The sequence below is a fragment of the Streptomyces viridochromogenes genome, assembly GCF_001270495.1.
Taxonomy (GTDB): domain Bacteria; phylum Actinomycetota; class Actinomycetes; order Streptomycetales; family Streptomycetaceae; genus Streptomyces; species Streptomyces viridochromogenes_A.
In genome coordinates this window covers 112498-127159 of the sequence record NZ_LGUR01000265.1, presented here as the reverse complement: position 1 = coordinate 127159, position 14662 = coordinate 112498, and the positions used below count along the sequence as shown (strand labels likewise).

Sequence of the window (14662 nt, the reverse complement as noted above, 5' to 3'; positions counted from 1 at the left end):
TCAGGTACTCCCTTCAGACCCGTGCGGGCCGGGGAAGGCGCACGGCACGCAGGTGCCGAGCGAGGAGGGAATGACGTATCCGGCGTCACGCCGGCAGGCCGGGCAGCGGCGGCGGGCGGCGTTGGCCTTGGCCAGAGCCGCCCACCGCGCCGGGGTCATCGGCCGTACCGGCTTCGCGCAGTCGACGCGGTACAGGTAGGCCACCAGCGGCCCACGCCGTCGGCGCGGCTGCTCCAACTGAGCAGCCACACCCTGCCCACCAGGCCGCAGGCCCCGTGCGCGCAGTTGGCGGCGAGTGGCGTAACCGTCCGGGGCCAGATGCCACCGGAACACCGGCAGCGTGGCCATCAGACGGCCGGGGCGGCGGCCCGCTCAGCGAGCAGGGCATCACGCAGCTTGCGGGCATTCGCCGGAGAGGTGCGGATCGCGCGGCGGATGCCCTCAGCGGTCACCTTCACGTCCGGCAGTGCGGCCGTCGCCTCGCGCGCCTCATCGAGCAACTGATCCGGGGTCCGCTTCGTCCGGGGCGATCGGGCCACATCGGGGAGTCGACCGGTCGCCCGACGCGGCGGAGTCGACTCCGCCGGAACGGTCCGCCGCTCAGACGCCGCAAAGAGATCGAGATGAGCCGCACCGCCTTCTACGACGACCGGTTCGGTCGGGGCGGCAATCGCGGGCATCGGCTTGAGTGGCGGAATCGACTTGCCCAGGTCGACGGCGACCGGGTCCGGCACCGAAAGTCGGGTGAGCGTCACTACCGGGTCCGGGGTCGATTCCCGCAGCTCAGCCATAGACCGTTTCATTGCGGTCTCGATGGATTCCTCCGCATTCGCGTCCGGGGCGGGATCGAGGGCGGGGGCGGGAGCAGTGCCGCCGAACATCGACGCGAGCGCGGCATCCGCACCGGCCGTGACCCGATCACGCTGCACGTCCAGCAGCCTCGACCCGAGCGCCACATCCCCGACACCGACCTTGCGCGCCAGACGCCACGACTTGAGCTCCGACCACTTCCTGACCCAGCCAGTCGGATGCTGCGTGGCGCGGGCACGGTGATAGGCGAGCGCCTGGACCAGGTCGGCGGTGCGGCGCTCGTGCTCCGCGTCGCGGCCGTCGGTGTGGACGACGATCCGCCGCGCGAGGAACGCCATGCCCTCCGCCGACACGGACATGCCCATCGGAGTAAGGGCGTAGATGACAGTGCGGCCCAGGTCGGGGGCGGCCATGGCGCCCATGACAGCGGCGGTGGCCGGCAGAACCCACAACCCCATCCGGACGATGCGCGGGGAGGACTGGCCCAGCATGGTCAAGCCCAGCAGCACCAGGGCCAGGACGGCAGTGGCCCCCTCACCGGCCGCGAGCGCACCGAGCGCGGTGCCCTTGCCGTAGGAGTGCCCGATGTTGCTGTACGTGCCGATCCCGCCGAACACGCCCGTGGCCAGCATCGGCACGAACGCCGCCGTCAGCACCCCGACCTGAACCTTCGTCAGCCTGGTGCGGTTCATCAGGCACCCCCGGCGGTGAGTAGAGCGGCGAGGATGAGCAGGGCGCCGCCGGTCAGGGTGAGGTCGACCGCGCGGCGCAGGCCCGTGAACTTGGCGACCGTCAACCGGGACAGCCCGGCGATATCGGCGGCCAGGTCGGTGGCGACGGTGGCGGTGATCTCCTCGGCCGAGAGGGTGGCCCACAGCGGGAAACCGTGCGGGCCAAGCCTCGGCCGTGTGGAGCGGAGCAGCAGTCCGGCCGCCGCGACCAGCAGCGCCATCCCGCCCCCGCCCACCACGGCCGCCGGGATGGTCAGGGGCAGGTCGCGGGCGATGGTCCAGGATCCGGCGAGGACAGCACCGACGAACGCCAGCAACAGGCCCGTCTTGGTGTCGGTCCGCGCGATCTCCGCCTTCACCTCAGCGTGCGCGGCCGTCAGACTCCGAGTGGTGCTCATGCGGCACCACCCGGCAGCATCGCGACGGCCGGGCTGTTGGTCAGGTCCCGCCGGGCCGCCAGTACCCGGTTGCGGGCCCGGCGGATCCGCCGGGCGTCCACCTCGTTCGGCGTGCGGTCCAAGGCCGTGATCTTCGCATCGAGCAGGTCGACCTCCGCCAGGATCAGCGGCATCTCGATCGAGATGAGCGCCAGCTCGGCATCGGTCGGCTCGATCCAGTCGGCGAACGCAGTAACAGGGTCCTGAGCAGTGACGATGGTCTTCATTGGGTCGTGTTCCTCTCACAGGGGTGAACGGTCCGACCAGCACCCCCGGAGGGCCTAAGCTCCGGGGGTGCGCGGGCACCAGATGGGTCAGCGGCGGAAGGCCCAGGAAATGAGCCCGCTCACCGTGTCGGTCACGTCGGCGACGCGGCCGGACTCCAGCTCGTCGGCGTAGGACTCCATCCGCCGCGCGCTCTCCTCGTTGCCGCGACTACGCACGACACGGGCGGCCTCACGGCTCTTCTCGGCCTGCTTCTTCATGCGCTCAGACATCGGATTCCTCTCGACTGATGAGGGTGAATGCGCAGGTGGTGCGAGGGACCGCATACGGCGGCCAGTGCCCCGGACCGGACTCGAACCGGTCTGGCTTCCTGCGGGGCACGCCGGTCTTCTCCGCCTTGTTTCCGACCCCTTCGGGCAGGCGGACCACGGGTTACCGGCAGTTCCCTGTATGGAGTTCTCAAGCAACGGGCGCTGCCTTCGTACTCACCCCCGCGGGCTTTCCTCCGGGCGCTCCTGTACGGCAGGACCGTACGTGACACCCCGTCCGTCTTGTCTGGAGGAGTGCCGCTGAGCAAGAGATTGCACGAGCCGAGCTTGGAGAGTCAAGCCCCCTGGTCTAACTTGTACGGAGGAGTCGGAGCAGAGGAGGCGCATTACCGGTGCGACGCGGCATGACGAAGGCTCAGGAAGTTGCCTATGACCTGCGCGAACAGATCGAGTCCGGTCAACTGGCGGGCGGTGACGCGCTTCCGAGCGAGTCGAAGATGATGAGCCAGTACGGCTACAGCCGGGAGACCATCCGCGCCGGCGTCCGCCTCTTGATTGACGAGGGACTGGTCGTCACCGGCCAGGGGCAAGGCAAGTACGTCCGTGAGGACTATCCGCCCGTCGTGTGGAACTGGACGACGTTGGAGAGTCGGAGCCGCCACGCCACGGCGGTCGAAGGACAGACCGCCGGTGACCAGTGGGCAAGCGCGATCGAGGAGAACGGGAACGCCCCCCGCCAGGAGATCACGGTGTCGATCGTGGAGCCCCCGGCCCACGTGCGCGAGTGCCTCGAACTCCCCGCCGATGGTTTGGCCGTGGCGCGTAAGCGCATCCGGTACATAGACAACCGGCCCTACGCTCTTGCCGACTCGTACTTCCCTCAGGAACTCGTAAGCGGCACACCGTTGATGGAGCCCCGTGACGTCTCCGCGCCCGGCGGCATCCTGGCTTCGGTGGGGCTGGTGCAGGCCAAGTACAGGGATGAGATCTCAGTCCGTATGCCAACTCGACAGGAAGCCGAACTACTTGCTCTCCCTGCGGCAACACCGATCGCAGAGCACACCCGAACGGGCTATGACGCGGACGGCCGCCCCCTCCGCTGTATGGTCACCATCCTCCCCGGAGACAGGCACAAGATCCTCTATGAAGTCGACACCGACTGAGTACCTCCGCCCGGCAGCGGCGGGGGACGTACCAGCCCTCTTGACTCTTCGCACGGAAGCCGAGGGCTGGCTACGCACCAAGGGCACGGACCAGTGGAGCGACCCCGAAACCGGCGAGCGAGCCATCGCCAAATGGCGCGCCAGCATAGATGAGGGGCGCGCGTGGGTCGTGGTCGGCGAGCATGACGAGGTGCTGGCGACCGTCAGCCGTGGCCCCGTCGACCGGGATTTCTGGAAGGACGACGACCGCCCCGAGACAGCCCTGTACCTGTACAAGCTGATCGTCGCGCGGGAAGCGTCCGGCCGGCAGCTCGGCACTCGGGTCATCGACTGGATGTCCCGCCTTGCAGCGCTGGAGGGGCGAACCTGGGTGCGCATCGACACGTGGCGCAGTAACACGGGATTGCACGCCTACTACGAACGGCTGGGCTTCAAGCACGTGCGGACCGAGGCGCCGTCCCACAGGCGATCAGGGTGGCTCGCTCAGCGACCAGCGGGGGAGCTTGCCATGCCGCACAACCTCCTGCCCGTCTCCTTCAACGAGGGGTTGGACGGGGCCACGGTCGAACGCGTCGAGCTGCCGCTACAAACGAGCTGACGTGCTGGTCAGAGGGCATGGCTCCGTCTCAGTTTCCGTCTCATTCATAGCCGTCCAGAGCCGTTCACAGCGGTTCACGCCACCGGCAGGAGTACGGGAATGAACGAGCCTGAACGGCTCCGGATCATGCCCTGACCAGCACGAACAGACCTCGAAAGCGAGTGTGGCGCAAGTCACCGAGGGTTCAAATCCCTCCGCTACCGCTCTCACACCCTCCTGACCTGCGGAAACGCGGCCAGGAGGGTGTTTTGCGTGAGGCACGTGCCGCACGACCGGGAGGCACGGGAGGCAATAGGTGCCCGACCGCCCCGCACTCCGGGCGCGTTGCACCTTCCCACGGAGGGATCTGTCGCCTGCGGTCCCTCCGAGGAAATCCCAGAGCCCGGCCGCGCCTGACGGCGCTCCAGCCCGCGATCACGACGCCACCGCCCCGACCCCGCCTCAGCCGGATCATCAAGGCCCAACGACCCTCGGTTCAGGCTGACAGCGGACAAGAGCCCAGCACAGCGAGCTTCAGCCCGGTGTTCATGGGGGCGCTTCTCAGGCCGACGCGGTCCGGCCCCTGCCCGACTGGACAGAAATCCCACTCCTAGCAGGATATTCCTGACATGACTGTCGAACACGCGCCCCCGGACGACACCACCGTCAAGAAGTCCGTCACCGTCCCCGAGTCACTTGCCCGCGAGGTCGAAGCCCGCACCGGCGCCCGGGGCTTCTCCCGTTTCGTCTCCGATACCGTCGAACACGCCCTTGCCCTGACCAGAACCAGGGAGATCGTCGAGGCGTACGAGGACGAGCACGGCTCCTTCACTCCCGAGGAGATCGAGGAGGCCCGCCGGGCATGGCACGGCAAGTGAACCCGGCGTCCCCTCGCACCCTCCTGGCCGGAGATGACCGCCCGCCGTCCGTGTCCGCCCGCGCCGGGGCCGTTGGAGGAATATGCGTCCCGGTTCGATGAGCCCTTCGTCAGCCTGGCCCGGCGGGGGTTTCGCGAGTATCTGAGCAGGCTGCCGGCGCCGCGCGAGCGGAACAAGACGATCACTTGCCTTGCAGGGGCGGAGCCGGTGGCCGGCGCGGGTATACCGGGAGTGCAGCGACCGCAGTTCTTCCTGTCCGAGTCCGCCTGGGACGCCGAGCAGGTCAACGACCGGCGGCTTGAGCTGCTGCGCGGCCAGGCGGCAACCGCTCCGCACGACGGCGGAGTCATCGTCATCGACGGCGCCGGGGACCGCAAGGACGGCACGGCCACCGCGCACGTGTGCCGGCAGTGGCTGAGCCGGTACGGGCAAGACCGACAACGGTATCGTCACGGTGACCACGGTGTGGACCGACGGACGCGTGTACTACTCGCTGCACGCGACTCCCCATACCCCCGCCCACCGCTTCCCCGCGGCCGGTCCGATCCAGACTTCCTCACCAAGCCGCAACTGGTGGCCGCCATCGCGGCCCGCGGAAAGGGGGCGGGCTTCGGTTGCCGGGCGGTGGTCGCCGACTGCGCCTACTCCGACAGTGACGACTGGTACCTCGCGCTGCGCGCAGCCGACCTGGCCTACGTGGTGGCCCCCGAACCACACGGGGGGTACCTGGGCCCCGGCCGACCAGCCACGCACCCCCATCGACGCTGCCCGTGCCCTGCCCCGGCATGGTGCTTACCAACCTGGCGAGTGGACGCCCATTGAGCGTCACTTCCGTGACAAGCGCACCGAGAACTGGTGGGCCGCCGTGCCCGCCTGGGCGGATACCGCCCCGACTCCCCTGCCGCCTGATCGTCGCCACCACCGATCCCGCCGCCCTGCCGGAGAAGGACACCTGGTGCCTGGCCAGCAACCTGCGCCACCCAGCCCCAGGCCACGCCGCCACCGGCCCGCACCCGCCGACCGAGCCTGCCCGAGATCATCCTTCTCCGCGGGCTGCGGCCGTGGATCGAGCAGAGCTACAAACAGATCAAGGACGAACTCGGCTGGGCCGACTTCCAAGTCCACTCCGACCGCGCCATCCGCCATCATCAGCCCCTGGTCAACCGCGCCTTCTCCTTCTGCTGAGACCGGTGGTTCGCCCCAACCGGACCCCGGCCCCGACGACGGGCCAGAGAAGGGGACCAGCCGACCCCCACCCCCCAACTGCCCTGCTGGCCCAGGGCCTTACGCGCGGTCTGCGACTGGCTTAACCCCGCCATCACCCTCAACCGGTGGTGGCGAGCCTGGACGGACAATGACCCGCCCTCCGAACTCCAAGCCCTGATCGACGCGGTCACTACGGGACACGGTCTTGCTCTCTACTGCCGGGGTCAACCAACTACCGATACGCCGAGCTGGCCGCCGTGGGCTCGTACGGAGTCCACCCGCCGCGTCAGCGTGACGACGGAAGGGACTCAAGGGCGCGCCTGGCCTCACGCAGTTCATCGAAGTCCCTTTGGAGAAATAGCTCTGTTTGCGTCCGGTACGGCTCAGGCAGCCCTTCTATAACCTCTCTATTCATCTGCACGAGAAGGTTCCACCCTATCTCAAGGGCAGTATCAAGTTCCTCGGCAGTATTCTTCAGCAACGCCGCCACAGCTATCCGAAGATCCCCTAGACACACATTCCTCTCGTACACGTCGATCAGCTCCGGGGCGTGCACACGAATAATGTCACCAGTAACACGTACCGCGTGCATCAGGTCGGCCAGATTGTCAGGCTCGTAGATTCTCTGAGTAATTGACGGCTCCCCCGCCTCCCGCCGCCGCCAGTAGTAGACGACTTGATCGAGAACATCCACGGTTTCTGCGGCGATATGAGCGTGTATCATCACCGGCGCATCTTCGTACCGAGGGAGGGAGAATTTGAACCCATGCCGATCCCAGAAAGAGCGCGAGAAAACCTTGTTCCATACCATGCGATCTGTTATCAGACTATGGTCGCGCGTTATATGAGTGCGCTGCCGAGAGTGGGAAAATGCATCGCGGTACCCTCGATGAGGCGCATTCCCTTCAGAAGTCAGCCGCAGTACGTTTCCACACGCGAAATCGGACTTGGTAGATTCTAGTGATTTCACCAATGAACTGTAGGCATCTGCCGGCACAATATCGTCTGCATCGGCGAACGCGAGATACTCCCCGACCCCGTGGCTCACTCCAACATTTCGCGCCACACTGAGACCTAGATTGTCCTGCACTATCAGACGGAACCTCTTGTCCTTCCTGACCCAATAAGATGCTGTCTGCGAGCTACTGTCGCTGGAGCCGTCATCTACCAGAATGAACTCAACATCTTTGAGATGCTGAGCGGAAAGCGATTCCAGGAGAGCGGAAAAATAGGGTGCGACATTATAAAACGGAACAACAACACTCAGCGTGGTCATGTAGGCTCCCAATAACTCGATTCTTGAAACGTGACGGTAGGCGGTGGCGGCACAGCACTACGTCAGGCTGCCCCGCGTGAGCGCCTGCTGGAGGCGCGCCAGCTTGTGGGGATATTCCGCAAAGTGAATTTCGCACGCCGCATCAAATTCTGGCATGAGGTCGTCTGTGATCCTCCCAGGGATGGCAGCAGTGTAGAAGAGTCTTTCTATGGACTGTTCCGCCACTACCTCTCGCCATTCAGAGAATTCAGGCTCCGAGTCCAAGAATTCGAATACAAGCGCAAGCTGCTTGAATATATCAAGATGCTTGCGTCCACCTGTTGCCATGATGCTGTCCGGGCGCCCCTTGCGGTAATGTAGACACACCTTGTCGAGCAAAGTGATCTCCTTGGCTTCGAGGAGCGCTTTACAGGTCCAGGGCAGATCCTCATAGACACCAGTCGGGAACTCCAGTCCGTGCTTCAGCACGAATTCGCGCTGGTACACCTTGTTCCATGACGCCCACGTAACCTTCAGCAGGTCAGGGTTCTCCTCGAGTTTGAATGTCTGATGTGGCCACTCTAGAACATTCGCCGGAAAACCATTTGGCTCAATGCTTCCGGATGGGTAGAACCTTGCAAAGTCGTAAATGAGAAGGTGGGGATACCCTGCTGTGCGCAGGCGTTCCGCAATTGATTGGAGCGCTCCAGGAGCAAGGCGGTCGTCACTGTCAACAAACAAGAGGTATTCCCCAGAGGCCTTCTCGATCCCCACGTTACGCGTCAAGCCGAGTCCCCGGTTATCGGCAGAGCGAACAGCGATGATCCGGCCATCTATTGCAGCGTATGAAGAGAGGATTCGCCAGGAATCATCGGTTGATCCGTCATCGATAGCCACTATCTCAAAATCACCGAAAGATTGACTCACCAACGAGTCAAGGCATTCCCCGAGGTGCTCCTCCACCTGGAAGACGGGAACGATGATGCTGAATTTCGGCATGACACTTCACTCTCTTCGGTGTAACTATCGGGAATGTGACTACTTACGTGAACTTTTGCAGAAGTAGCTAAGCGGACGGCCAGGAAGCCTGACGCAAGCTTTTACCAGCAGTGAGAAAAACGAGAGGCACGGTTACGGCCAGGCAGATCGTCCAGACAGCACCTTGCGGGCTCAGGATGCTGAGAAGGAACCCTGTCAGGGTGTTACCGAAGGAACTACCTATCGCTTGCGCAAAGAGCACAACAGATATCACCCGACCCCGCACCTCATCGTTCGCCCGGCGGAATACCATTATGTCGAGTGCGACCATACGGGCCGGAACCCCTACCCCGATGACAAACAGCATTGCGAATACCCAAATTAGCCCCCATGGAATCACCAGAGCCACTACCGGAAGTACGGTGCACCACGAAAGGATCAAGAGAAGTTTTCCGGGGGCCATAAGACTATGGAGCCAACGAGTCAAGAACGCTCCCACCATTCCCCCTAGCGCTTCCCCAGTGAGCGCAAATCCAATGGCACCGCCGCCGTAATGCTGATGCTGCAGCAGAAGTACAGCAGGGAGTACCACTGCTACAGCAAGCAGGTTAGCGACGGCACTGAGACTTACCAGGGCTCGGAAAGTCGTGTCTCGCCACAGGAAGCTGATTCCTGCCGTTACACCTCGTAGGGATGCCTGGGCTTTCCTCTGCACCCGACCATCGAAAGGGACCAGAGACGCAGTTCCCAGGGCTATCCCGTAACCAACTAGAATCGCAATGAACGGACCCAGCTGCCCAACCTCGTACAGGGCACCTGCAAGCACTGGTCCAAAGAGGCTGGCAACCCGGATTCGGATTTCGTCCTGACTCAAAGCCTGTGTCAGCTGTTCCGGAGGAACGATTGACCTGAGGACCAGCGCGCGCACGGGTGTCCCCAACGCAAGGGCAGCACCCAATGCGATGGCGAGGAGTACGATCTTGATCCACGAAACGTCGTCCCGCAGCAGCGCTGCCACCAAGCCGGCAACGGACAGCAGCCTGATCACCTCCGTGGTGATCAGGAGAGCGCGGCGGTTGATGCGATCTGCCACTACTCCCGCTGGAATTCCAAGCGCGAGCTGTGAAATGGTAAGCACCGCACTGTAGCCACCAGCCAATGCAGGCGAATGTGTCGACGAGAGAATGAGAAGCGGGACGGCAAGATTTACAATAGATGTCCCGAGTCCGCCGGCGGTAGCACCGATCCAATAGAATTGGAAATTCCAGTTCAGGCGGAGAGGAATAAGTTTCGCATCCCTCGCGGGTGGACGACATTCCTCATTCGAATCAGGGAGCATTCGGCTTCCTTTAAAATGGTGGCATGCTGCCTCAAGCAGGATCGACGAATTGAGGAACAGTCGGCTGTTCAAGCTCTCTGTGCCTGTCCGACTCCTGATACACCTCCACCACGTAGGTTCCTGGCGCAACAGTCGCAGAATGCTCATCATTCTCGTCTATGTTAAATACGTCGCCAGCCTGCCAGGTATGAGTGACTCCTTCAACTGTGAGTGTCACCTGCCCACGAAGCACGATACCGAGCTGGGCTCCGTGGCGATGAGGAGGGACCGATCCGCCCTCTTCGAATCGCCAAAACGCCACTTGGCCATAAGATCCCGAGATAAGTCGAGCCTCGGCGCCCGGGAAGTTCACGTCGGCCAAAGGGAGCATCTTAATAAAATCTGGATACATAAATCTCTCCTTCGTTGTTTCTATGGCGTTTCCGGCGGGAAACTTCGCCGCCTCAGTTCCGTGCCCTAATTGTTCATGGCGTGGATGCCTTACAGGCATGGGATGGTCCCACCATCAACAGGGATCAGAGCTCCCGTCATGAACGACGCGGCAGGAGACAGTACAAAGGCTGCGACCCGAGCGAATTCAATAGGATCGCCGTCGCGACGCAGATCGACCGATGCCACATCTTCATGAATATCGTCCAAATCGCGGGCCGCATTCATCTGGAGGAGTCGATTGGTCTGGATGCGGCCAGGAAGCAGAGAATTAACTCGGACACCGTGAGGTCCGAATTCTGCGGACAGGGATCTGGCTATCATTGCCAGGCCCGGACGCAATCCGTTGGAGATGGCCAGGTACGGGATGGGCATTCGGACAGTTGAGGAAAGAACGAAGGCGATGCTTCCCCCATTTGGAAGGGTCGCGCCGATCACACGTGCGATCCTGACCGCACCCAAGAAGATCGATTCAAACGCCTCCCTCCATTGTTCGTCTGTTGTTTCTTGTACGGATCCTGAGGGCGGGCCACCCACACTCACCATGACACCGTCAAGTCGTCCGAACTCTCGATGGGCGGAGTCAATGAGCTGCTGGGGTGTATCAGGATCCGCGTTGTTGACGGCGCAGGCTGTAGCTACTTGAGGTCCGCCCAGGTTCCCGCAGGCAGTCGTCAGTTTTTTCGGGTCTCGTGCGCCGAGGACAACACGTGCACCCTCGGCGACGAGAGTTTCGGCAGTTGCGTACCCGAGCCCACTACTCGCACCTGTGATCGCGTAGACGCGACCTTTGAGCCCAAGATTCACCTAATCACCTATTCGGTCGCGGTGCCCAACCGGGTGATTGTCGCCCCCCGCGTAGGCCAGCTGTCTGCGATATCCAAACAGAAATGTGCGGAGATTCCAGTAGTAGTCGCGGCGAATCTCTGTGAGGAAGTGACGAAAGTGAGATTCAGGAAGGGTGTTGGTTTTCGTGCTTGCGCGAATAAAATCTTCATAGGGTGCGGACCCGACGAACAGCTGGCTAGGATCAAGATTCCTCCATCCGTCAATGAACGCTTCTCGAGCCTCGCGCTGCGAACCTTCCAAAGGATCACTCATCCACAACAGCATGGGTACCGTCAGTTGATATATGTCAATAATGCTGCTGCTTCTTTGCAGTCGCTCTGTCAGTGCGTTTACTACAGCAGCTCCCTGTCCTGTGCCAGGCGCAATGTTGAAGAGCACTGCAACCATACGTTGCATGACGGTCTTGATGGAGCTGTTCGAGGGCGAACCGTCGAACAGCTCCCTACGTCTGAAAAGCTCATAAACCTCTGTAGGGCTGAGCACTGCCGTTACCAAATGGCTCTCACGGTTTTCATATACGTCACGGTATCGGAGCAGTTCACCTGAGCTCGCCTCGATCAAACAGCGCAAACCCTCGAGCGTAAGTTTGATCTCGTGCACGGCGCGAGAGGACCGAAAGTGCAGTGCGCTTCCAGTAGGCCGAGCATTTTCAGGATAGAGAAGGTAGCTTCCCAACTGATGGATGAACGCTTCGTACTTCTCTCGTTGTCCTACGCAGGGAGGCGGGAATGTATCCACCGCGTAAGCCTGGACGATGGGTTGCCGGAGGGCGTACCAGAGGTCACGGCCCAGCAATGAGGTGACGGTCGGTAGGTCTGTCGACCTTATGCTGAATAGAGAAGTGCTAACCTCGGGCATGATCTGGTTCATGTGATCTTCGAGATATCGAATGGGATGGCCTGCACTGTCCCCATCCTTGATGACGGCTATCAGATCGACATCGGAGAGCAAGGAGTACTGGCCGTTCTGGTAACTTACTGAAGGCTCTTTTCGCGATAGTGACCCCGTGATATAGAGATTGACGTCATGCATCGCATGACGGTTGAAGAACCTGTGGATATTCTCTTGATGCCGAAGGATCTGGCTATTTACAATGGAGCGCGCTTGCTCGGGCGTCGTGATGCAGTAGCTGAACCAGTCAGTGCTCATCCGGGTTATCTCCTTCCTGGACTTTTGACCTCATGGGTAGCGGCATCGCAGCTCGCCCGTAGGTACTCCGAACAACGGCTACATCCAGTCGCGCCAGACCCTGGTCATGTGCTCGCTCGTACTGTTTTCTCGCCTGGCGCGCCAAAGGCAGGTAAAGCCCTTGAGCAGCTTCGCTCTCTGACGCATAGCGTAAATCTTTGAGGAGCGTTCCCAGTGCGCAGTCAATACGGGTGTAGTTGCTCCTCGCCATGTATTCAGCTTTTCGCTGTGCCGCGCCCAACCCGTAGCTCGACAATCCTGCGATGATCTCCTCTGTGTCGAAGCCGTAGGACTGCGCCAAGGCAACAGATTCGGCCACGGCAACCAGGATGCTGCCCCCCATCATGTTGAACGCGAGTTTGAAACGGGTGCCCGATCCCGGGGGGCCGAAGTGGATCACCCGTTCAGCCATCGCTGAGAAGACAGGGCGAAGCCGTTCAAGCGGCTCCTGATGCGCGCCGGCGAACACAACCAGAGTTCCCGATTCTGCGCCATCTCTGCTGCCCGTTACTGGAGCATCCACCGCAGGAACGTTATTGTGGGAAGCCGCAGCAAGCCAGCGTTCGACGTAGCCTGGGGTGAGTGTGGAGCATTCAACTGCTATAGCGTCTGCACCAATGGACTCAAATGCTCCGCCAGAGCCCATCCAGATGGTCTCGCTCGCCTGGTCGTCGAGCACGAAGGACAGAACTACGTCTGCGCCGTCTGCTGCTTCCGCTGGCGTTTCGACAACTCTGTCCCCTGGTCGAGCCAACCTCAGGACTTTTTCACGCGTCCGGTTGTAGAGGACCAGTGAAAATCCTTGGTGGTGGAGCCTTGATATAACGCCACTGGCCATTATTCCAGCACCTAGAACCGCGATGGTTATTTCGCTCTCCGGGCGGCTTTCTACTGCTGTCATCGATGACATTTCCCTTTAGTGACTACTGGGCGCCGCTCTCTTAGGGCTTGTACAAGCACCAGACCATCGTTGGATGCAGTGTCTTATGGATAGTGAGTGAAGAATTTTGTTGTACTATGTCTCGTGATCCAAGGCATGCATCGACGAGTCCGTTGGCCGCACATTCCACTGCTATGGGTTTTGCTCGGGTGTAGGTGTAGTCGGCGTCTGGGAGAATTTTTCGTGCCAGGGTTTCCGTCGAAGGGTGTATTGCCACTGTACGGACATCTTCAAGACGTCTCACCTTTTGGTGATTGAAAGCCAGGCACATCTCCTTCGTTGGGCTTTCCCATATGGCCGAGATATGCATCTCACCGAGCCACTGAAAGTGAATGTCGACCCAACTTTGAGAGACATTTCCGGTATTACCGGTTCGTTCGATGTAACCAGCTGCCACGAGTGCGTAGTGTTTTTCCTCATGCGCTCTGGTCATGGCTTCTGGAAATGTTTCAGCCAGTATTACATCTCGGAAGATCTTTGAGGCTTCTGTGTACGCATCCGTTCCGGTAGGTCCGAGTGTCACAACTTTCGCGGCTTCTTTGACAACGGGACGCTTGCCAGCCCAAACGGATTTCGCTGCGCTGTCGGGTGCAGCGCGTGATGAACTGGACGCTGGGGAATGATCGTGTGTCGTTGTGTACATGTCTTGAACCCCTTACTCCAACCCGATAATCGATGGCCTCCACTGACTGGAGTGGTGTTCCATGGGTGCTTTCCGCTTGTACAGAGACGGACCACAGTCATCTTCTAGTGCACGCATGAATCTTGGCCGAGGCGCCGGTTGTGCTTCCGTTGATCTTGAGAGGTTCCTTTTTAGACGCTCCATGCCCGGCTGACACCCTGGAAAGTTCTAGGTACGCCCCAAGCGGGGGAGGTGCAGCGGTCTCGTCCGGATCAGCGGGCGGACTGGAGGGACCCCACGCGGCCCGTCCACTCGCGTAGGAGAAGGACGGGCCGCGGTGGGTTCGTGGGACGGCTGGGTCCGTCAGACCTTGTTGGCCCACACCTTGAATGCGGCCTTGGTCCCGCTGCCGGCGATGCCGTCGATCGCGCCGGTGTAGCCCCAGTGCGTCGCCAGCCAGCGCTGGACGTTCCTGGCCTCCGCCTGGGTCAGCCCCAGGTTCTGCACCGCGAGCGGCGCGACGGCCTTGGCGCTCGCCGCCTGCTGCTGGGCCGGCGCGGGAGCCGCCATGGCCGTGCCCGCGGTGGCCAGGCCGCCGGCGCCGATCCCGACGGCGGTGGTGACACTGACGAGTGCCTTGGTGAGAGCTCGCATGCTGTTCCCCTCCGTTGACGTGCGTTGGTCGGAGCCGACCGCACCGGCCGGCTCCGCAACGAGACTGCGGGTTCGGCGCGATGGTCGGCCACAGCTGACGCAGAAGTGACCT

The 14662-nt window shown here is 62.0% G+C and carries 17 protein-coding genes; 4 read left to right on the top strand and 13 right to left on the bottom strand.

The genetic code is table 11. The annotated features are described in order from the left end of the window. The 5 genes from ADK36_RS47530 to ADK36_RS44055 form a co-directional block, all read right to left on the bottom strand. Positions 1 to 348 (bottom strand): RRQRL motif-containing zinc-binding protein, encoded by a 348-nt coding sequence (locus tag ADK36_RS47530; protein WP_078950869.1) that lies wholly within the window; start codon positions 346 to 348, stop codon positions 1 to 3. After that, positions 348 to 1502, bottom strand: coding sequence for a hypothetical protein (locus ADK36_RS44070; protein WP_053201580.1), 1155 nt, complete (start codon positions 1500 to 1502; stop codon positions 348 to 350). Before ADK36_RS44070 ends, ADK36_RS47530 begins: the two co-directional genes overlap by 1 nt. Beyond that, on the bottom strand, positions 1502 to 1939 hold the full coding sequence (locus ADK36_RS44065) for a Pycsar system effector family protein (protein WP_053201577.1): 438 nt from the start codon (positions 1937 to 1939) through the stop codon (positions 1502 to 1504). The genes ADK36_RS44070 and ADK36_RS44065 overlap by 1 nt, the downstream gene beginning before the upstream one ends. Continuing rightward, a complete protein-coding gene (locus tag ADK36_RS44060) occupies positions 1936 to 2205 on the bottom strand; it encodes a DUF6284 family protein (RefSeq protein ID WP_053201575.1) in 270 nt (89 codons plus the stop codon). Before ADK36_RS44060 ends, ADK36_RS44065 begins: the two co-directional genes overlap by 4 nt. Positions 2206 to 2292: 87 nt before the next feature. Beyond that, positions 2293 to 2475 carry a hypothetical protein gene (locus tag ADK36_RS44055; protein WP_053201573.1) on the bottom strand — a complete coding sequence of 61 codons (183 nt, stop codon included), beginning with the start codon at positions 2473 to 2475 and terminating at the stop codon, positions 2293 to 2295. Between the two features lie 401 nt (positions 2476 to 2876). On the opposite strand from ADK36_RS44055, the gene ADK36_RS44050 reads away from it, so the two are divergent. From ADK36_RS44050 to ADK36_RS47525, 4 genes are all read left to right on the top strand, one after another. Beyond that, positions 2877 to 3635, top strand: a complete 759-nt coding sequence (locus ADK36_RS44050) for a GntR family transcriptional regulator (RefSeq protein WP_048582223.1) — start codon at positions 2877 to 2879, stop codon at positions 3633 to 3635. Between the two features lie 40 nt (positions 3636 to 3675). Further along, complete coding sequence (locus tag ADK36_RS44045; protein ID WP_234330099.1) at positions 3676 to 4233, top strand: GNAT family N-acetyltransferase; 558 nt, start codon at positions 3676 to 3678, stop codon at positions 4231 to 4233. A gap of 608 nt (positions 4234 to 4841) precedes the next feature. After that, on the top strand, positions 4842 to 5090 hold the full coding sequence (locus tag ADK36_RS44040) for a hypothetical protein (RefSeq protein WP_048582225.1): 249 nt from the start codon (positions 4842 to 4844) through the stop codon (positions 5088 to 5090). A 33-nt stretch (positions 5091 to 5123) separates the two neighbouring features. Continuing rightward, positions 5124 to 5912: a transposase gene (locus ADK36_RS47525; RefSeq protein WP_078916275.1), complete on the top strand. Its 789-nt coding sequence runs from the start codon at positions 5124 to 5126 to the stop codon at positions 5910 to 5912. Between the two features lie 670 nt (positions 5913 to 6582). On the opposite strand, the gene ADK36_RS47520 is transcribed toward ADK36_RS47525, so the two are convergent. From ADK36_RS47520 to ADK36_RS44010, 8 genes are all read right to left on the bottom strand, one after another. Next, entirely contained in the window at positions 6583 to 7572 is a 990-nt protein-coding gene (locus ADK36_RS47520) for a glycosyltransferase family 2 protein (RefSeq protein WP_078916276.1), read from the bottom strand. A gap of 57 nt (positions 7573 to 7629) precedes the next feature. Beyond that, positions 7630 to 8550 (bottom strand): glycosyltransferase family 2 protein, encoded by a 921-nt coding sequence (locus ADK36_RS47515; RefSeq protein ID WP_078916277.1) that lies wholly within the window; start codon positions 8548 to 8550, stop codon positions 7630 to 7632. A 67-nt stretch (positions 8551 to 8617) separates the two neighbouring features. Then, positions 8618 to 9940 (bottom strand): MFS transporter, encoded by a 1323-nt coding sequence (locus ADK36_RS47510; protein WP_159029174.1) that lies wholly within the window; start codon positions 9938 to 9940, stop codon positions 8618 to 8620. After that, positions 9900 to 10238, bottom strand: a complete 339-nt coding sequence (locus ADK36_RS51725; RefSeq protein ID WP_425315506.1) for a cupin domain-containing protein — start codon at positions 10236 to 10238, stop codon at positions 9900 to 9902. Before ADK36_RS51725 ends, ADK36_RS47510 begins: the two co-directional genes overlap by 41 nt. Before the next feature lie 110 nt (positions 10239 to 10348). After that, positions 10349 to 11104: an SDR family oxidoreductase gene (locus ADK36_RS44020; protein WP_048582228.1), complete on the bottom strand. Its 756-nt coding sequence runs from the start codon at positions 11102 to 11104 to the stop codon at positions 10349 to 10351. Then, complete coding sequence (locus ADK36_RS49335; RefSeq protein ID WP_159029175.1) at positions 11105 to 12295, bottom strand: hypothetical protein; 1191 nt, start codon at positions 12293 to 12295, stop codon at positions 11105 to 11107. Continuing rightward, positions 12285 to 13235, bottom strand: a complete 951-nt coding sequence (locus ADK36_RS47505) for an NAD(P)-dependent oxidoreductase (protein ID WP_159029176.1) — start codon at positions 13233 to 13235, stop codon at positions 12285 to 12287. The genes ADK36_RS49335 and ADK36_RS47505 overlap by 11 nt, the downstream gene beginning before the upstream one ends. A 1024-nt stretch (positions 13236 to 14259) precedes the next feature. After that, positions 14260 to 14550, bottom strand: a complete 291-nt coding sequence (locus ADK36_RS44010) for a hypothetical protein (RefSeq protein ID WP_053084684.1) — start codon at positions 14548 to 14550, stop codon at positions 14260 to 14262. Between the last annotated feature and the right edge of the window lie 112 nt (positions 14551 to 14662).

Excerpts from the sequence above, each read along its gene's own strand:
- ADK36_RS47530 (WP_078950869.1), bottom strand. The coding sequence starts at position 348 with ATGGCCACGCTGCCGGTGTTCCGGTGGCATCTGGCCCCGGACGGTTAC.
- ADK36_RS44070 (WP_053201580.1), bottom strand. The coding sequence starts at position 1,502 with ATGAACCGCACCAGGCTGACGAAGGTTCAGGTCGGGGTGCTGACGGCG.
- ADK36_RS44065 (WP_053201577.1), bottom strand. The coding sequence starts at position 1,939 with ATGAGCACCACTCGGAGTCTGACGGCCGCGCACGCTGAGGTGAAGGCG.
- ADK36_RS44060 (WP_053201575.1), bottom strand. The coding sequence starts at position 2,205 with ATGAAGACCATCGTCACTGCTCAGGACCCTGTTACTGCGTTCGCCGAC.
- ADK36_RS44055 (WP_053201573.1), bottom strand. The coding sequence starts at position 2,475 with ATGTCTGAGCGCATGAAGAAGCAGGCCGAGAAGAGCCGTGAGGCCGCC.
- ADK36_RS44050 (WP_048582223.1), top strand. The coding sequence starts at position 2,877 with ATGACGAAGGCTCAGGAAGTTGCCTATGACCTGCGCGAACAGATCGAG.
- ADK36_RS44040 (WP_048582225.1), top strand. The coding sequence starts at position 4,842 with ATGACTGTCGAACACGCGCCCCCGGACGACACCACCGTCAAGAAGTCC.
- ADK36_RS47525 (WP_078916275.1), top strand. The coding sequence starts at position 5,124 with ATGACCGCCCGCCGTCCGTGTCCGCCCGCGCCGGGGCCGTTGGAGGAA.
- ADK36_RS47520 (WP_078916276.1), bottom strand. The coding sequence starts at position 7,572 with ATGACCACGCTGAGTGTTGTTGTTCCGTTTTATAATGTCGCACCCTAT.
- ADK36_RS47515 (WP_078916277.1), bottom strand. The coding sequence starts at position 8,550 with ATGCCGAAATTCAGCATCATCGTTCCCGTCTTCCAGGTGGAGGAGCAC.
- ADK36_RS51725 (WP_425315506.1), bottom strand. The coding sequence starts at position 10,238 with ATGCTCCCTTTGGCCGACGTGAACTTCCCGGGCGCCGAGGCTCGACTT.
- ADK36_RS49335 (WP_159029175.1), bottom strand. The coding sequence starts at position 12,295 with ATGAGCACTGACTGGTTCAGCTACTGCATCACGACGCCCGAGCAAGCG.
- ADK36_RS47505 (WP_159029176.1), bottom strand. The coding sequence starts at position 13,235 with ATGACAGCAGTAGAAAGCCGCCCGGAGAGCGAAATAACCATCGCGGTT.
- ADK36_RS44010 (WP_053084684.1), bottom strand. The coding sequence starts at position 14,550 with ATGCGAGCTCTCACCAAGGCACTCGTCAGTGTCACCACCGCCGTCGGG.